Genomic DNA, 14,894 nt, shown 5'->3' with positions numbered 1-14,894 from the left:
GCGGTGAGGTTCCTCCCGTACCCATCCCGAACACGGAAGATAAGCTCATCTGCGTATCGCGGAGTACTGGAGTGCGCGAGCCTCTGGGAAATGCGATTCGCCGCCTTCACTCATACTCGACATATCGTCGAGCATCGACAGTGGTCTGACGGCGGTTCGATTCCGCCGGTCGACGTTACAGCGGCCAGAGCGGCGGGGTTCCTCCCGTACCCATCCCGAACACGGAAGATAAGCCCGTCTGCGTATCGCGGAGTACTGGAGTGCGCGAGCCTCTGGGAAATGCGATTCGCCGCTCCTACTCATTACACTCACGGAGCAACTGCTCCGTACCATTTCATACGTACGCCCGGTAGCTGTCGCTGTTTCAGTATTCAGCGGGTATTCAAAACGTAGCGGATTCGGATACCGTTCGAGATGTATCTCACCGTCGGCCGACTACGACAGGTCCTCGGCGAGATCGGAAACGGATCGTCGGTTCCGACTCTCTGACATACTTTCCCCTGGGCGCTTGGGTAGTTGCTGTGCCACGAGCAACTCGTCGTCTTTGATAACGACGAGTAGAATGTCGCTTTCGTCGACGTCCTCGAGTTCCGACCGTGGCGCAACGTGTTGATCGACGAGTTCGCCGTCTTCCTCGAGCAAGATCACGACGTGCTCTCCGTCGACGATTCGGTCGACGACACCGATATACTGATTCACATCACAGTCACCGTCGGCTGTCGACGCCTGGGAGTGTGACTGGGCTGGGTCTTCTCGAGCGGTGCGGTCGCTCCGTGCACCCGCGACTGCCGACGTTGTAAGCGTGACGGCGCCGAGTGAACCGAGTGATCGAAGGACTGTTCGTCGCGTCGTCTGTTGTCGGTGCGACATACCTCCGTTGGCCCCGGCTTGATTGATAAACCTGCGGCGACGAATGAACGCGATCTGTCTCTGGGAGCTTTTGCTTACTACCATATTTCATAACTGTATATAAGATGGAGAATTCTGGTTTTGATCGCACTCGTTTGACTGTTCCCGACTGATACAGAACGTGGGCGCTAACGGCCGTCGAGAGATCGTGTTGGATCGCTAATGCAGGAATACAACGTCTCAGGCGACGACAATAGCGGGTTACTGTTGTCGATCGAAAAACGACCGATTCTCGAGACAACTCGGCAACTGCGAATAGCGGTATCGATGGAGAGCGATCTCCGTCCGATCCGACAGACCGAGTAGAAAACCTCTGAACCACCTTTCCGCGTAGATCCTGGGCCGAGGAACAAGCCGCTGAGACGCCTTTACGCATGGAGAGTGCAGTATCGAATGTAGTCTCGTACGGGCTTTACGTTCTCCGAGTGATTTGGAGAGCCGACGGCGAAAAGAAATATCTATACTATAATATATTTCCGTACCTCCTATTTTACTGTCTTTTTATATGTACAGGCCCATAACCGGCGAAACAGATGGCTGGACGAGCCGTCCTTGGAGTGCGTCAGCAGTGATCGCTGTGTCGAGACTCTCGTCGTTGTACACGCGCTGTACGGTCGCCGCCGATTCGAGGCGCATGTTGTGGAGGGGGTCGGTTGTTTGTGCACCGATGTGTGTCGAGGCGACGTTTTCGTCCTCCGACAGCGGCGTTTCGTGTGACGACGGGGGTGCGAACACATCAATTTGGGGACCGGCGATCGCTGACGATCAGCTACGGGATCGACTTCCCGTTCGATCTCGAGCGACGGTTCAGGCTGTCGCTTCGCTTTGGCTGTTCTAGCTGGATGTGTTCATCATAGTGTATCCAGGCCGTCTCTTCCAGTTCGCCGGGGCCGGCGTGTCCGCGCGAATCGTTTCGCAGAGCGCCATCGCTACCGGGTGGGACGGGTCGTTCGCCTCGAGTTCTCCGTGACCGCCGACTCCGCGCTCGGCACCGTTTTTTCGGCCGTGAGACTCGACTCGATTACCCGTGTCGCTCGAGAATCGCGGCCACTGTCTCCTCCGGAAGCGACTCCGAGAGGACGGGAACCGTGTGCTCGCCGAGCCGTGGCGGTTCGTGTCCCGACCGGGTCGTCGAGCCGGAAAACGCGATCGGACAGACGGGGAACGGGAGTTCGACGCCGTCGATCTCGAGGTCGGAGAGGACGCCGCTTGCCCGGAGGTGTTCGTCCTCGAACACCTCGCGCGTGTCCTTGACGGGGGCACCGGGAATCCCGTGATCGCGGAACAGGTCGAACCACTCGTTGTTCGTCCGCCGTTCGAACGCCGGGACGAGTTCGGCCGTCAGCGCCTCTCGGTGGGCGACGCGCTCGTCGTTCGTTTCGAACCGATCGTCGGCCGCGAGGTCGGGACGCTCGAGTGCGTCACAAAGCGACCGCCAGGTGCCGTCGCTACCGATCGCGACCGCGAACCAGCCGTCAGCCGTCTCGAACGTGCGGTACGGTGCGAGCGTCGGATGGACGGTCCCCTGGCGCGGATAGGGTTCGTCGGTGACGAACGTCCGCCCCGCTCGCTCGGTGAGCCACGACACCAACCCCTCGAACATCGGCACGTCGACGTACTGGCCGTCCCCGTCGTACAGCGCCGTCGTGATTCCGATGACGGCGTACATTCCCGCGCAGATGTCGCCGATCGGAATGCCCGGACGCGCCGGCGGTCCGTCGGCCTCCCCGGTGATGCTCATACTGCCGCTCAGCGCTTGAACCACCATGTCGAAGGCCGGGAGATCGCGGTACGGACCCTCGAGGAAGCCCGAGATCGAACAGTAGACGAGATCCTCGCGCGCCGTTCGCAGGTCGTCGTAGCCGAGGCCCCACTTCGCCATCGTCCCGGGTCGGTAGTTCTCGACGAGGACGTCCGCCGTCTCGACGAGCGCTTCGAGGGCGGCGGCGCCGTCCGCGGTCGACAGGTCCAGTTCGACGCTTCGCTTCCCGCGGTTCAACGACGCGAAGTAGGCGGTGATCTCCGAGTCGCCGACGTTCGGGCCGACGTTCCGGGTGATGTCGCCCTGGTTCGGTCGCTCGATTTTGACGATGTCCGCACCGAGATCCGCGAGCAGTTGCGTCGCGAACGGTCCGGAGAGCATCTGCGTACAGTCGATCACGCGAACGCCGTCCAGCGGGGCCGCCGAAGTCGATGTCATTGGACTACCTCTCGCGGATAACGACGTAAATCCACGCATTCGCCCGCAGCGGTGGGTGACCGGTCAGAACGTCGTCGTCCCCTCGAGCGTGTGCGCTTCGACCACGTCCTCGTCCAGTTCGACGCCGATGCCCGGCGTCTCGGGCACCTCGATGTAGCCGTCCCGGATGAGCGGTTCGTCCCGGTGGATCAGGTCGTCCCACCAGTCGACCTCGAGGGCGTGGTACTCGAGGAGGTCGAAGTTCGGGATGGCGGCCCCGAGGTGGACACAAGCCATCGTCCCGACCGGACTGCAGACGTTGTGCGGCGAGATCGGCATGTAGTTCTCCTCGGCGCGGTCGGCGATGCGCATCGTCTCTTTGAGCCCGCCGACGGTCGTCGGGTCCGGCGTCACGATGTCGACGCCGTGATCGTAGATTAGCTCGGAGAGTTCGTGCACCCGGAACCGGTTCTCTCCGGTCGCAATGGGCGTCTTCGTCGCCTTCGTAACCTCCGTTTGGGTGGCCATGTTCTCCGGCGGGATCAGGTCCTCGAGCCACATCAGATCGTACTCCCGAAGCTTGTACGCGAGTCGTTTCGCGCTCTCGACGGAGTAGTCCCAGTGACAGTCGAAAGCGAGATCGATCTCGTAGCCGATCTCCTCGCGCACGGCCGCGACGATCTCGCGTTTGTGTTCGATGGCCCCGTTTGTGAGGCGACCGTTGAACGGGTCGGGGTCGTTGTCCATCTCGAGGTCGAGGTCGAACTTGAGCGCGGTAAAGCCCATGTCGACGACGCGGCGGGCCTCGTTGGCGTACGCTTCCGGCGAGTAGGCCTCCGCGGTGGCGTACTCCGTCGATCCGTCCTCGACGGCGTAGGCTTCGCCGGCGTGACAGTCACAGTAGATCCGAACCTCGTCGCGGAACTTCCCGCCGAGGAGTTGGTAGACCGGGAGGTCGAGGAGTTTTCCGGCTACGTCCCACAGCGCAATCTCGATGCCGGAGGCGGCGGTGACGACCTTTCCCGTCGTCCCGCCGTGGCCGGACATCTCCTGGATGATCTGTCTGTAGAGTCGTTCGACGTCGAGGGGGTTCTCGCCGATCAGGAACCGCTTGGTGTACTCGACGAGTTCGGGGACGCCGCCGCCCCGATAGGACTCGCCGATTCCGGTGACGCCTGCGTCGGTCTCGACTGTGATCAGGTTCCACTCGAAGTTGCCCTCGACGACGCAGGTGTTGATGTCCGTGATTTCGACGTCGCGGCTCTCGTCCCGGTTCGTGATCTGGTTTGAGAAGTCTTTCATGCGTATCCTCGGTGTCTCGTGTGATTCGGTATCAGTCGGCTTCGTTGAACCGCTCGATTGTGGCTTCGCAGCCGTTCGAGGTCGTGTGGCGGCCCTCGAGTCCGCTCTCGGTTCGAACGTACGTGATCGCGATGCCTGAGCGTTCTGCTGGAGACGGATACCGGCTCTTCCAGCGGGATCGCGACTGGAAGTGACTCGACGCGGTCGACCTCCATACTCGGTCACGAACGAGTGTATTTAAATCACTTCAGCTATCGGCAACTTTTTCTCAGAGGAATTAACACGCCGGTCCCGCTATGTCGCGTATGGAGTTTCCCGACCGGGACGACATCGGACCGCTCATCGAGCCACAGGGCTCCCCGCCGTTCGCGCGCGTCAGCTACGAGCCGCGGACGAGCACGCTCTCCGATCCGCTGTCGACGACGCGCTCGGAGCTGGACCGACTCGCGTTCGACGACCTCGAGTCCGACGCGACGGTCGCCGTGGGAGTCGGAAGCAGGGGCATCCACCGAATCGCCGACATCGCGGCCGAGACGGTCTCGTACATCGAAGATCGAGGGTTCGAACCCGTTGTCGTCCCCGCAATGGGCAGTCACGGCGGCGCGACCCCCGAGGGCCAGCGCGAGATCCTCGCCGCGCTAGGGCTCACCGAGGAGTACGTCGGTGCACCGATCGACGCGCGGATGGACGTCGAGAAACTCGACGAGGTCGACGTCGATGGGATGACGACGCCGGTTTACGTCTCGACCGCCGCGCTCGCGGCGGACGCCGTCCTGGTGATCAATCGAATCAAGCCGCACACGAACTTCACCGGGCCGCTCGAGAGCGGGCTCTGCAAGATGCTCGCGGTCGGGCTCGGCAAGCAACGGGGCGCCCAGGCGTTTCACTCGACGGCGCTCGACCGCGGCTACGTGCCGACCATCGAGTCGTTGGTCGAAGCCATCAGGGATTCCGTGTCGCTACTCGGCGGACTCGCGCTCGTGGAGAACTTCCACGAGGAGCTCGGGGAGATCGAGGCGATTGACGGGCCGTCGCTCGAGCGACGCGAGCCCGCCCTGCTGGAGCGGGCCCGCGAGGAGATGGCGACGCTGCCGGTCGACGATATCGATCTCCTCGTCGTCGACGAACTCGGGAAGGAGATCTCCGGCGCCGGAATGGATACGAACGTGATCGGCCGATACCGCGTCCTCAACGCGCCGGATCCGGAGACGCCGTCGATCGATCTGATCTACGCCCGCGGACTCACCGAGGCGACGAGCGGGAACGGGAACGGCATCGGGCTGGCGGATATCACCCGCCGGGCGGCGGTCGACCAGCTCGAGCTGCAGAAAACCTACGCGAACGCGCTGACGAGTGGCTCGCTTGCCAAGGCAAAGCTTCCCGTCGTCGCGCCGGACGACGAACTGGCGATCCGTGTCGCGCTGAACGCCCTCGGCGGGTACGATCCCGAGACGGCCCGGGTCGTCTGGATCGAAAACACGACTGACCTCGCCGAGTTCCGCGTTTCGGAAGCGCTGCTCTCCGATCTCGGGGAGTCGGTCTCCGTGCTCGAGCGCGAGCGACTCGCCTTCGACGACGGAACGGCGTCGTTCGAGTGACGGTCATACGGTTTACTGTCAGTCATTTCCGGTGCGACCGCCGCCCGGAGCGCGGTTGCGCCGGTAAATCGGTACCGTAATCCGTATCACTCGACCACGTGGTCGTCCGCGCTGTTCGGCGACGAGTAGGTGCTGTTCAACTCGAGTTCCTCGTAGAACGCGTCGCGGTCGGTGATCGTGTTCTCGGTGTGAGCCGGAACCCCTCATCGGTCGAGAATCGTATCGACGCGGTCTCGCGAGTACTGGGCGAGGATCGACTTGCCGGCGGACGAGCAGTGAAGATGGATCTGTCGGCCGATGCCGAATCCGGCTCGGACGGCGTTGCTGTCGGTTTCTACGTAGAGATAGATCCCGAGACCGTGATCCTCGACGACGAACTGCGCCCGCTCCTGGGTCTCTTCGGCCAGCGTCTGGACGTACGGCTTCGCCATCTGATAGGCCGGTTCCCTCGCCTGGGCTGCTCGGCCCAATCGGGCGAAGCGGAGACCGATCTAGTACAGTTCGCCCTGCCGCGAGACGTACCGGAGGTCACAGAGCGTGTTCAGGTGCCGGTGGGTGGTACTCTCCGTCAACTCGAGTCGGTCGGCGATCCCGGAGAGCCGGGAGGGGCCGTTCTCTTAGAGCGCGTGGACGATCTCGAAGCTCGTCTTCGTGCTCCCGATCCGGTTGGGATTGTTGTCGTCCGTCATGCGTTCGCTTACGATCACTCGACGTATAAACTCCGTCACACGGAAGAGAAACTCTCCGAGCGCCGGTCTCTCATCGTGGATCGACGGCTGGAACCGGGGTACAGCGCTTCGAACCGACGTACGGCCGCTCGAACGAGAGAGACGAGTTCCGCACTGTGGAAGATTCTCGCTTCGAATCGGCGCGTACGAGCCCATAATTACATTCATATGGTTGTAATTTACGTGCCGGTCGGCAACGCGATAGCAGGACGGTCGACGGTCGACTCGAGTTCGGTGGTGACGCGGTACGGCAGAGAGCGCCGCTGTTCGCGCGGAACACATTCCGGTATGCGGAACTGGATGGGTGTGAACGCGAACTGGCGCATCGACTGTGCGTCCGCTCCACGTCGACGAGTTCGTTCGTGCGACGCCGATGAACGGGCGGTTACACCCGTTCGGTCCGCCCCAGGCCCTTACCGCAACGGCAAGCTTTTTGGGTTTTTCCTCTGGGAGTACGGACGAGATGGACTTACAGCTCACCGACAACGCAGCGCTCGTAACGGCTTCCTCGAGCGGTCTGGGGAAGGCTTCGGCGACGGCCCTCGCGCGGGAGGGCGCGAACGTCGTCATCAACGGTCGCGACGCGGACCGACTCGAGGACGCGAGAGCGGAGATCGAGGACGTCGCGGCGGGCGACGTCGTCGCCCAGCAGGGCGACCTCACGAACGAGGACGACATCGAGACGCTGATCGAGACGACCGTCGACGAGTTCGGCGGGATCGACCACCTCGTGACGAGCGCCGGCGGTCCGCCGTCGGGGCCGTTCCTGGACACCGACGACGACGACTGGTACGAGGCCTACGACCTGCTCGTGATGAGCGTCGTCCGACTCGCCCGCGAGGCCGAACCACACCTGCGCGAGGGGGAGGGAACGATCGTCAACATCACCTCGCGAAGCGTCAAGGAGGCCATCGACAGTCTGGTGCTCTCGAACTCGGTCCGCATGAGCGTTATCGGGCTCGAGAAGACGCTCTCGAAGGAGTTCGCGCCCGACGTCCGGACCAACGCGGTCCTCCCCGGCCCGCACGAGACCGAACGCATCGAAGACCTCGTCAACCAGGCCGTCGACCGCGGTGACTACGACTCCTACGAGGAGGGACTCGACGACTGGGCGAGCAACCCCCTCGAGCGGGTCGGCGACCCGATGGAACTGGGCAACACCGTCGCGTTCCTCTCCTCGCCGGTTTCGGGCTACATCAACGGCGAGAGCGTCCTGATCGACGGCGGCTCCACGGGGGCGAACCTATGAAGCCAGTCGACTTCGACGACGCGGCGACGTACGAGCCCGACGAGGGGTGGCGACGCGTCTCGATGGCCGGCAGCGACCAGTTTTCCTTCGAGTGGTTCGAGAAACCGCCGGGCCACAGCTCGCCGATGCACGACCACGAGAACGAGCAGGTCTGTCTCTGCCTCGAGGGCGAACTCACGGTCACGACCGACGACGGCGAGTCGGTGACCCTCGAGCGGTTCGACTCCGTCCTGCTCGAGTCCGACGAACCGCACAGGGTCGAGAACACCGGCGACGAACTGGCCGTCGGGCTCGACGCGTTCGCGCCCGGCCGCTCGTTCGACTTCTGGACGGATCGCGAGGAGTGACCGTCGCGTCGGAGAACACTCGGTATCTGACCGTTCATTGAATACCCCCTCTACCCCCTCTAGAACCTTCCTTTTTTGAAAACAACCTCCGAGGGTTCAGACTCGACCGCTACGGCGCGTCACAGTTGCCCCCTCCGCCTCGAGCAGTTCGTCGACGTCGTACGGTTGTGGCAGTCCTCACGGACGACCTAGACGTTCGCGAGCACTCGATGCGACCCGATATCCAGTCGGCCGGTGTTCCGGAGACGAGTCAGTTTGCTTTCAGTTACGGCGACCGTTCGTTGGCGGAGGCTTTCGATGGCGTTCCGTTCCGCTCGGCGGACGTCGGTGTCGGTCGTCTCCGGAAGCGACGCGTCGCGATAGCCGTGCGGTACGACCGGATTGCGCCATACGAAACGAACTCGTCGATCAGGGTCTCGACGTCGACACCGTCCCGCTCGAGGCGTCGCCTGGCCTGTAACTGCTCGCCGCGGCTGCTCGTCGTCCGATCGAGCAGGTCGTAGCGGTGGCCGACGTTTTCGGTGATCGTCTCGATTCGTTCGGCCTCGAGTGCGGCCCTGAGGAGGCGTTCGTTGAACGAATCGGCGAGCGCTCGGAGGCTCTTTCGCTCGTCGGGGTGGGTCCACTGGGCCTCGAGGGCGTCGGCGACGAACTCGGGTTCGGACTTCTCGAGCAGTCACGCGACTTTCGGCATCGGTCCGGAACTCCTATTCCGCTCGTCCATGCGGCGTGGCTGCTCGTGACCCGTGGAAAGTCGTTTCGATGCCGCTACGTCGCGTTTCATCATCCGGTCGTTGCCCGCCCGCAACCGGAGTGTTCGGAATTCATTGGCGACCGGACGAATGTTCGGCAGAGACCGTTCGAGCGGAACGAGCCGTCGCTTCTGGCGGAAGACCGGAGGGTGGTCGGTCGACGGGCAGATGACTCAACAGTCGTCGCTACCGGCCCGCCAGTTCACCATTCGAACCCTCGGCTCAGCCGTAGGCGAGGGTGACTCTGATCTCGCCCGCCTTATCCCAGAGGAGACCGGGCAACTCCTCGTGGAGGTACTCGTCCTTGAATCGGCTCGTCGGCCCGAAGACGCCCAGTGCGCCGAGAAATTCGTCGTCGGGGGTGTAGACGGGGACGGCGACGCCACAGAGGCCGTTCATATGCTCCTGGTTGTTCACGGCGTAGCCGCGCTCGCGGATGCGATCCAGTTCCTCGTAGAGGACGTCGGGGTCCGTGATCGTGTTGTCCGTAATCGCCTCGAGTCCGTTCTCTGCGACGAACTCGCGGACGGCGTCGTCGGTCCACTCCGCGAGAATAACTTTTCCGGAGGCCAGCGAGTGCAGCGGTCGGCGTTTGCCGATCATCGTATCCGTGAGACTGCCGTACCGGTGGACGTAGACGCCCTCCCCTTCCTCTTCGACGATAAACACGGCCCGCTCGTCGGTTTCCTGCCCCAGTTCGAACACTTTTCGCTTCGCGGCCGTGTATCCCGTCTTCCGGGTTCGAGCCTGTTCGCTGATCTCGAGGAACCGAAACCCGATGTAGTAGCCGCCGTCGCGTTCGACGACGTACCCCATGTCAGTGAGCGTCGTCAGGTGTCGATAGACGGTGCTCTTGCTCAACCCCGTCCGTCGCGTGAGCTCCGTGATCGTCACCCCCTCCTCCGCTTTGAGCGCCTCGAGGATCTCGAACGTCTTTCGTGTCGTCGAGACCCCGGCGTCGGATTCGTCCTCCCCGTGTGTGCTCATACACGGGTATACGTCACGATCTCAATTAATGTTCCGGATAGCAAAACGAACGTGTCGCTATGCGGAACGAATCGTCCTCCGTCCGACGTGCCGAGCTGTTGTTCCGCTATATGAAATAGGGAACTCCCTCTCTCGCAATGGTGCGCTGGGCGTAAGAGGCGATCGCCGTACTCGACATTCGAACGCCTGTACCGACGAAAAAACGGCGTGCGGAAGGGGCGAGGTTACTGGTAGGCCGCGATACCGGTGAACTCCTCGCCGAGGACGAGCGTGTGGATGTCGTGGGTCCCCTCGTAGGTGTAGACCGTCTCCATGTTGGCCATGTGGCGCATCGGGGAGTAGTCGGTGGTGATCCCGTTACCGCCGAGCATCTCGCGGGCGATCCGCGACTGGTTGCGCGCCATGCGGACGTTGTTTCGCTTGGACATCGAGACGTGCTGCGGACGCATCTCGCCGCGCTCTTTGAGTTCGGCGAGCCGGTAGGCGAGCAGTTGGGCGAGCGTGATCTGGGTGCCCATCTCCGCGAGTTTGCGCTGTTGGAGCTGGAATCGACCGATCGGGCCGCCGAACTGGTCGCGGTCTTTGGCGTACTGGCGGGCCTCCTCGAAGCAGTCTCGAGCGGCGCCGATGGCCCCCCAGGCGATCCCGTAGCGGGCCTGGGTCAGACAGGACAGCGGCCCCTTCATTCCCTCGACGCCCGGGAGGACGTTCTCCTCGGGAACGTGGACGTTGTTGAGCCCGATCTCGCCCGTGATCGACGCGCGCAGCGAGAGCTTCTCGTCGATCTTGTTCGTACTGACGCCGTCGCGGTCGGTCTCGACGAGGAAGCCGCGAACGGGGGTGTCCTCGGCGGAGCGGTCGCGCGCCCAGACGATCGCGACGTCCGAGATCGGTGAGTTCGTGATCCACGTCTTCGAGCCGTTGAGGACGTAGCCGTTGCCGTCGCGTTCGGCGTAGGTCTCCATGGCCGTCGGATTCGAGCCGTGTTCGGGTTCGGTGAGGCCGAAGCAGCCGATCGCTTCGCCTCGCCCCATCGCCGGGAGCCACTCCTCTTTCTGCTCCTCGCTGCCGTACGCGTGGATGGGGTACATGACGAGTGCGCCCTGCACCGACGCCATCGACCGCAGTCCCGAGTCGCCGGCCTCGAGCTCCTGCATCAGGAGTCCGTACGCCGTCTCGGAGACGTTGGGCGAGCCGTAGCCCTCGAGATTCGGCGCGTAAAATCCCAGGTCGCCCATCTCGGTGATGAGCTCTTTCGGGAACGTGCCGTTTTCGAAGTGCTCGCCGATGTCGGGCTTGACGTGTTCTTCGACGAACTCCCGGGCCGTGTCCCGGATCATGCGCTCTTCCTGGTCGAGGTCTGCCTCGAGATTGACGAAGTCCAGCATACCTGAACCTACGCTAACAGCGCAATAGGTATTGCGGTACTTATTGACAATCGAATAGGCTGTTGATACAATCTTTTGACGGTGATTCCGGTTGCGAGTGTAGTACTACCAAACAAGTTCTGAGAGGGAACCTTCATTTCGATGCTGGCGCGGATGAATTTTAACGATGCAATTACTGTCTCACCTCCCCACTCCTACTGTTGTTGGATGTTTAAGAGTGATTTGATTTGCGGAAGTATTATAGGCGATAAGTATGTACTCTCCTCTCATGGTGAACGGAAGAAACGTCACTGGTAGGGGTAAGACTCGGCGATCGTTCCTTGCAGCAACGGGGATTGGAGCAACCACTGCATTCGCCGGCTGTCTCGGGGAAGACAACGGCGACGGTGGTGGCAACGGTGGTGCCGACGAGGGAACCATCCGAATGCGAACGTCGGAGTCGACGACGGCCGCCTACGCTGCGAACGAAGGGATCGCTGCGGTCATCAACGAACACTCGGACGATCTGTTCGTCGAAGCACAGACGAGCCCCGGGACGGAGGCGAATCTCGGCGCCCTCAACAACGAGGAAGCCGAGATGGTCTATATTCAGAACTGGTCGGCTCGAGAGGTCGCCGAAGGCCAAGGTGTGTTCGGCGATCTCGACTTCGAGATGGCGCAGATATTCCACTTCTACGACCTGCCGTGGTTCTTCTGTTCGGCCAACGAGGACCTGAGTAACGTCTCCGACATCGATGGGCACTCGGTCTCGCCGACGCCAGAAGGATCCGGTACGGCGCCGGCACTCGAGCAAGCACTCGGGCACGCAACCGATAGCTACGACCGAATCAGCATCGGATTCGGCGAACAGGGCAGCGCGATGAACGAAGGTCGACTCGACGTCGGTGTCGCGACGTACATGAACTTCGGTCTCGTCCCCGGCTGGACACAGGAAATGATGGGGAGCGTCGACCTCCGGGTTCTCGGTGCGGACGATGTCCTCGACGAGTGGGAAGATGACGATCAACTGCTGATCCAGTCGTTCGATGGCGACGAACTCGAAGACGCCGCGTACACGCCGGACGAAGTCCACTGTCCAACGTTCGCGTACAACTTCATTAGCCGGGCGGACCTCGACTACGATACCGTCTACAACTTCCTCGAGACGATGCACGAGCACCGATCGGAGTTGGAAGACTACAGCGCGGTGCTCGCACGACTCGAGGAGGAGGACTTCTGGGTCGAGAACATGTACGACGACGTTCCGTTCCACGCCGCCGCCGCGGACTTCTACGAGGAACTGGGCCTCTGGCACGACGATTTCGAACGCCACGACGAGCCATAACATCTGCTGATGTCAGCAAGTTCGTCTCCCACCGAACAGTCGACCGCCAGCGGTAGACGCATCACTCCGTTCTCGGTACTCGACGGGGTAGTGTCGGCTCTCGCCGTTACGTTCACGCTGTACACGATCTACTACGCCTACACGTTGATGTTCGTCAGGCTCCGGTACTCGGTCATCTTCCTGGGGCTAGGGGTAGCACTGTATTACCTCGACGTCGCGCGACAACACTACGACGAACCCGACGACGAAGTGCCGGACGTAGCGGACGATGCGACCCCGTCGGTAATCGACGCCGAGTCGATAACGACGCTCGACCGCATCAAGTCGGCCTACGGACGTATCGATCCGCTGATCGCGATCGGTTTCGCCGGGCTTGCGCTTGCAGCGACCGCGTACGTCGAGTACCACTTCGTGAGACTCGAGCAGGACGTCCATCTGCTCGGTCACACCCAGATGGATCTCTACGTTGGGGTTGCACTGATCGTACTGGTAATCGACGCGACGAGACGGGCGTTCGGAAACGTGATCGCGTCCGTCGCTGTCGCGTCGATCATCTACGCGCATTCGTACGTCGGTCCGAACCTTCCGGGCGTCTTCCGACACACCGGATTCGACTGGACGCGAATCTCTCGTCAGGGGGCGATCGAACTGACTGGCGTGTACCACGATACGCTGATGGGAATCGGCTCGACGTGGGTCGCGATTTTCATCATGTTCGCCGGCATCGCGAAGGCCTACGGACTGATGGACTTCGTGTTGGATGTCGGTCGTGAACTCGGCAAGTCGTTGCGGACCGGTGTCGTCCAGATCGCCGTTATTGCGAGTATGATCATGGGCTCGATCACCGGGAGTGCCGCGGCGAACACCGCGACGACGGGAAGTTTCACGATCCCGATGCTGAAAGACCAGGGGGTCGACAGCGACTTCGCGGCTTCGATCGAGGCCGTCGCCTCCGCCGGGGGCCAGATGTTGCCGCCGGTGATGGGCGTCGCTGCGTTCCTCATGGCGGACCTCCTCGGCGTTAGCTACGTCAACATTATTCAGGCGGGCGTCATCCCGGCCGCGCTATTCTACTTCAGCGTCGGTATCGGCGTTCACTTCGCCGTGTTGAAATACGGCTGGACCTCGCCGAATACGGGTTCGTTCGATCGCCGAATGCTGCTCGGCGGAATTCACTTCGTGATCCCACTCGGCGTGTTGCTCGTCACGCTCATCTATCTCCGGTACACGCCGCTCACCGCCGGATTGTACTCGATCATCACCATATTCCTCGTCGGGTCGCTGAAGGCGGCTGGAACCACGGCCCGCGACAACGAATTAGATGGCGAGTCGATCATCGATCTCGGCAAACAGGCCGTCTCCGGGCTGCGGACCGGTGGTCTCGAGATGGCGCCGCTCGTCGGCGTCCTCGCCTCGATGGGCGTCATTATCGAGATGGTCACGTTTACCGGCCTCTCGACGCGCGTCAGCACGACTATTATCGGTCTCGGCGATGGGAGCCTGCTGATCGTGTTGGTTCTGGCGATGATTGCGAGCATCATGTTCGGGCTGGGGATGCCGACGCCCGCGGCGTACATCCTCGTCGTCGTACTGGTCGCACCCGGCGTCATCGAAATGGGTGTGCCCGAGATCACGACGCACATGTTCGTGTTCTACTTCGCGATGCTGTCGGCGATCACGCCGCCGGTTGCGATTTCGGTCGCGATCGGCTCACGGATCGCCGGCTCGAGCTTCATGAAGTCGTGCGTGCAGGCGCTTCGGCTCGGCGCTCCCGGCTTCGTGATTCCGTTCGCGTTCGTCACGAACAACAGTCTCATCTACTGGTCGCAGGACACGCTGATCGCGTTTCCGGTCGTCCTCGCGGGCACGGTCGGGCTGATCGTCGCGACCATCGGCTTCGACGGCGCACACGATCTCTCGCATCCGGTTCGTGGGATCTATTTCCTGATCGCGTTCGCCGCCATGTTCGGCTCGATCGTCCACGTCGGCGTCCAGATTGCCGCTGCGGCTGCCATCGTCGGCGCGTTGGCGTACGCTCGATTCGTTGTCGGCTACGATCACGAGGCCGAGCGGGAGTCGGTGGATTCGTCGGTCGAGGCCGACTGATCGCGGAGCTATCTTTCGGTTGCCA

General features: G+C 62.2%; 11 protein-coding genes, 2 rRNA genes and 2 pseudogenes. 7 read left to right on the top strand and 8 right to left on the bottom strand.

The window, feature by feature from the left end; genetic code table 11:
• Together rrf (ACSFC5_RS16350) and rrf (ACSFC5_RS16345) are read left to right on the top strand one after the other, a co-directional pair.
• Window positions 1-109: ribosomal RNA gene (gene rrf, locus ACSFC5_RS16350) — 5S ribosomal RNA — on the top strand; the annotation flags it as partial.
• A gap of 67 nt (window positions 110-176) precedes the next feature.
• A 5S ribosomal RNA gene (rrf, locus tag ACSFC5_RS16345) occupies window positions 177-298 on the top strand.
• Between the two features lie 137 nt (window positions 299-435).
• On the opposite strand, the gene ACSFC5_RS16340 is transcribed toward rrf (ACSFC5_RS16345), so the two are convergent.
• The 3 genes from ACSFC5_RS16340 to ACSFC5_RS16330 all read right to left on the bottom strand — a co-directional run bounded on the left by ACSFC5_RS16340 (window position 436) and on the right by ACSFC5_RS16330 (window position 4,390).
• Window positions 436-699 carry a hypothetical protein gene (locus tag ACSFC5_RS16340; RefSeq protein ID WP_440766294.1) on the bottom strand — a complete coding sequence of 88 codons (264 nt, stop codon included), beginning with the start codon at window positions 697-699 and terminating at the stop codon, window positions 436-438.
• A gap of 1,231 nt (window positions 700-1,930) precedes the next feature.
• Window positions 1,931-3,109, bottom strand: coding sequence for a CaiB/BaiF CoA transferase family protein (locus ACSFC5_RS16335; RefSeq protein ID WP_440766293.1), 1,179 nt, complete (start codon window positions 3,107-3,109; stop codon window positions 1,931-1,933).
• Between the two features lie 63 nt (window positions 3,110-3,172).
• A complete protein-coding gene (locus tag ACSFC5_RS16330; RefSeq protein ID WP_440766292.1) occupies window positions 3,173-4,390 on the bottom strand; it encodes a mandelate racemase/muconate lactonizing enzyme family protein in 1,218 nt (405 codons plus the stop codon).
• A gap of 305 nt (window positions 4,391-4,695) precedes the next feature.
• Here ACSFC5_RS16330 and ACSFC5_RS16325 point away from each other — a divergent pair, with 305 nt between their 5' ends.
• Complete coding sequence (locus ACSFC5_RS16325) at window positions 4,696-5,988, top strand: nickel pincer cofactor-dependent isomerase, group 22 (protein WP_440766291.1); 1,293 nt, start codon at window positions 4,696-4,698, stop codon at window positions 5,986-5,988.
• A 203-nt stretch (window positions 5,989-6,191) separates the two neighbouring features.
• Here ACSFC5_RS16325 and ACSFC5_RS16320 read toward each other — a convergent pair whose 3' ends face one another.
• Together ACSFC5_RS16320 and ACSFC5_RS16315 are read right to left on the bottom strand one after the other, a co-directional pair.
• Window positions 6,192-6,419, bottom strand: a complete 228-nt coding sequence (locus ACSFC5_RS16320) for an IclR family transcriptional regulator domain-containing protein (protein WP_440766290.1) — start codon at window positions 6,417-6,419, stop codon at window positions 6,192-6,194.
• Window positions 6,420-6,479: 60 nt separating this feature from the next.
• Window positions 6,480-6,590, bottom strand: a pseudogene (locus ACSFC5_RS16315) (helix-turn-helix domain-containing protein); the annotation flags it as partial.
• A gap of 589 nt (window positions 6,591-7,179) precedes the next feature.
• On the opposite strand from ACSFC5_RS16315, the gene ACSFC5_RS16310 reads away from it, so the two are divergent.
• Window positions 7,180-7,965 carry an SDR family oxidoreductase gene (locus ACSFC5_RS16310; RefSeq protein ID WP_440766289.1) on the top strand — a complete coding sequence of 262 codons (786 nt, stop codon included), beginning with the start codon at window positions 7,180-7,182 and terminating at the stop codon, window positions 7,963-7,965.
• Window positions 7,962-8,312, top strand: a complete 351-nt coding sequence (locus tag ACSFC5_RS16305) for a cupin domain-containing protein (RefSeq protein ID WP_440766288.1) — start codon at window positions 7,962-7,964, stop codon at window positions 8,310-8,312. Before ACSFC5_RS16310 ends, ACSFC5_RS16305 begins: the two co-directional genes overlap by 4 nt.
• Before the next feature lie 188 nt (window positions 8,313-8,500).
• Here ACSFC5_RS16305 and rdfA read toward each other — a convergent pair.
• The 3 genes and pseudogenes from rdfA to ACSFC5_RS16290 all read right to left on the bottom strand — a co-directional run bounded on the left by rdfA (window position 8,501) and on the right by ACSFC5_RS16290 (window position 11,439).
• Window positions 8,501-8,988: pseudogene (gene rdfA, locus ACSFC5_RS16300) on the bottom strand (rod-determining factor RdfA).
• Window positions 8,989-9,286: 298 nt separating this feature from the next.
• A complete protein-coding gene (locus ACSFC5_RS16295; protein WP_440766287.1) occupies window positions 9,287-10,051 on the bottom strand; it encodes an IclR family transcriptional regulator in 765 nt (254 codons plus the stop codon).
• Between the two features lie 224 nt (window positions 10,052-10,275).
• The gene (locus ACSFC5_RS16290; protein ID WP_440766286.1) at window positions 10,276-11,439 is read right to left on the bottom strand and encodes an acyl-CoA dehydrogenase family protein; all 1,164 of its coding nucleotides are present in this window, start codon (window positions 11,437-11,439) and stop codon (window positions 10,276-10,278) included.
• Window positions 11,440-11,707: 268 nt separating this feature from the next.
• On the opposite strand from ACSFC5_RS16290, the gene ACSFC5_RS16285 reads away from it, so the two are divergent.
• Together ACSFC5_RS16285 and ACSFC5_RS16280 are read left to right on the top strand one after the other, a co-directional pair.
• Window positions 11,708-12,763: a TAXI family TRAP transporter solute-binding subunit gene (locus tag ACSFC5_RS16285; RefSeq protein ID WP_440766285.1), complete on the top strand. Its 1,056-nt coding sequence runs from the start codon at window positions 11,708-11,710 to the stop codon at window positions 12,761-12,763.
• Between the two features lie 9 nt (window positions 12,764-12,772).
• The gene (locus ACSFC5_RS16280; RefSeq protein ID WP_440766284.1) at window positions 12,773-14,869 is read left to right on the top strand and encodes a TRAP transporter permease; all 2,097 of its coding nucleotides are present in this window, start codon (window positions 12,773-12,775) and stop codon (window positions 14,867-14,869) included.
• Window positions 14,870-14,894: the final 25 nt, after the last annotated feature.

It is taken from the genome of Natronorubrum marinum, assembly GCF_052040125.1.
In the GTDB taxonomy this organism is placed as follows: Archaea; Halobacteriota; Halobacteria; order Halobacteriales; family Natrialbaceae; genus Natronorubrum.
Note: the sequence above shows the minus strand (reverse complement) of the source record. Positions and strands in the feature narration are given on the sequence as shown.

Coding starts and splice junctions, on each gene's coding strand:
- ACSFC5_RS16320 (WP_440766290.1), bottom strand. CDS start 6,419: ATGGCGAAGCCGTACGTCCAGACGCTGGCCGAAGAGACCCAGGAGCGG.
- ACSFC5_RS16290 (WP_440766286.1), bottom strand. CDS start 11,439: ATGCTGGACTTCGTCAATCTCGAGGCAGACCTCGACCAGGAAGAGCGC.
- ACSFC5_RS16310 (WP_440766289.1), top strand. CDS start 7,180: ATGGACTTACAGCTCACCGACAACGCAGCGCTCGTAACGGCTTCCTCG.
- ACSFC5_RS16280 (WP_440766284.1), top strand. CDS start 12,773: ATGTCAGCAAGTTCGTCTCCCACCGAACAGTCGACCGCCAGCGGTAGA.
- ACSFC5_RS16285 (WP_440766285.1), top strand. CDS start 11,708: ATGGTGAACGGAAGAAACGTCACTGGTAGGGGTAAGACTCGGCGATCG.
- ACSFC5_RS16330 (WP_440766292.1), bottom strand. CDS start 4,390: ATGAAAGACTTCTCAAACCAGATCACGAACCGGGACGAGAGCCGCGAC.
- ACSFC5_RS16325 (WP_440766291.1), top strand. CDS start 4,696: ATGGAGTTTCCCGACCGGGACGACATCGGACCGCTCATCGAGCCACAG.
- ACSFC5_RS16305 (WP_440766288.1), top strand. CDS start 7,962: ATGAAGCCAGTCGACTTCGACGACGCGGCGACGTACGAGCCCGACGAG.
- ACSFC5_RS16295 (WP_440766287.1), bottom strand. CDS start 10,051: ATGAGCACACACGGGGAGGACGAATCCGACGCCGGGGTCTCGACGACA.
- ACSFC5_RS16335 (WP_440766293.1), bottom strand. CDS start 3,109: ATGACATCGACTTCGGCGGCCCCGCTGGACGGCGTTCGCGTGATCGAC.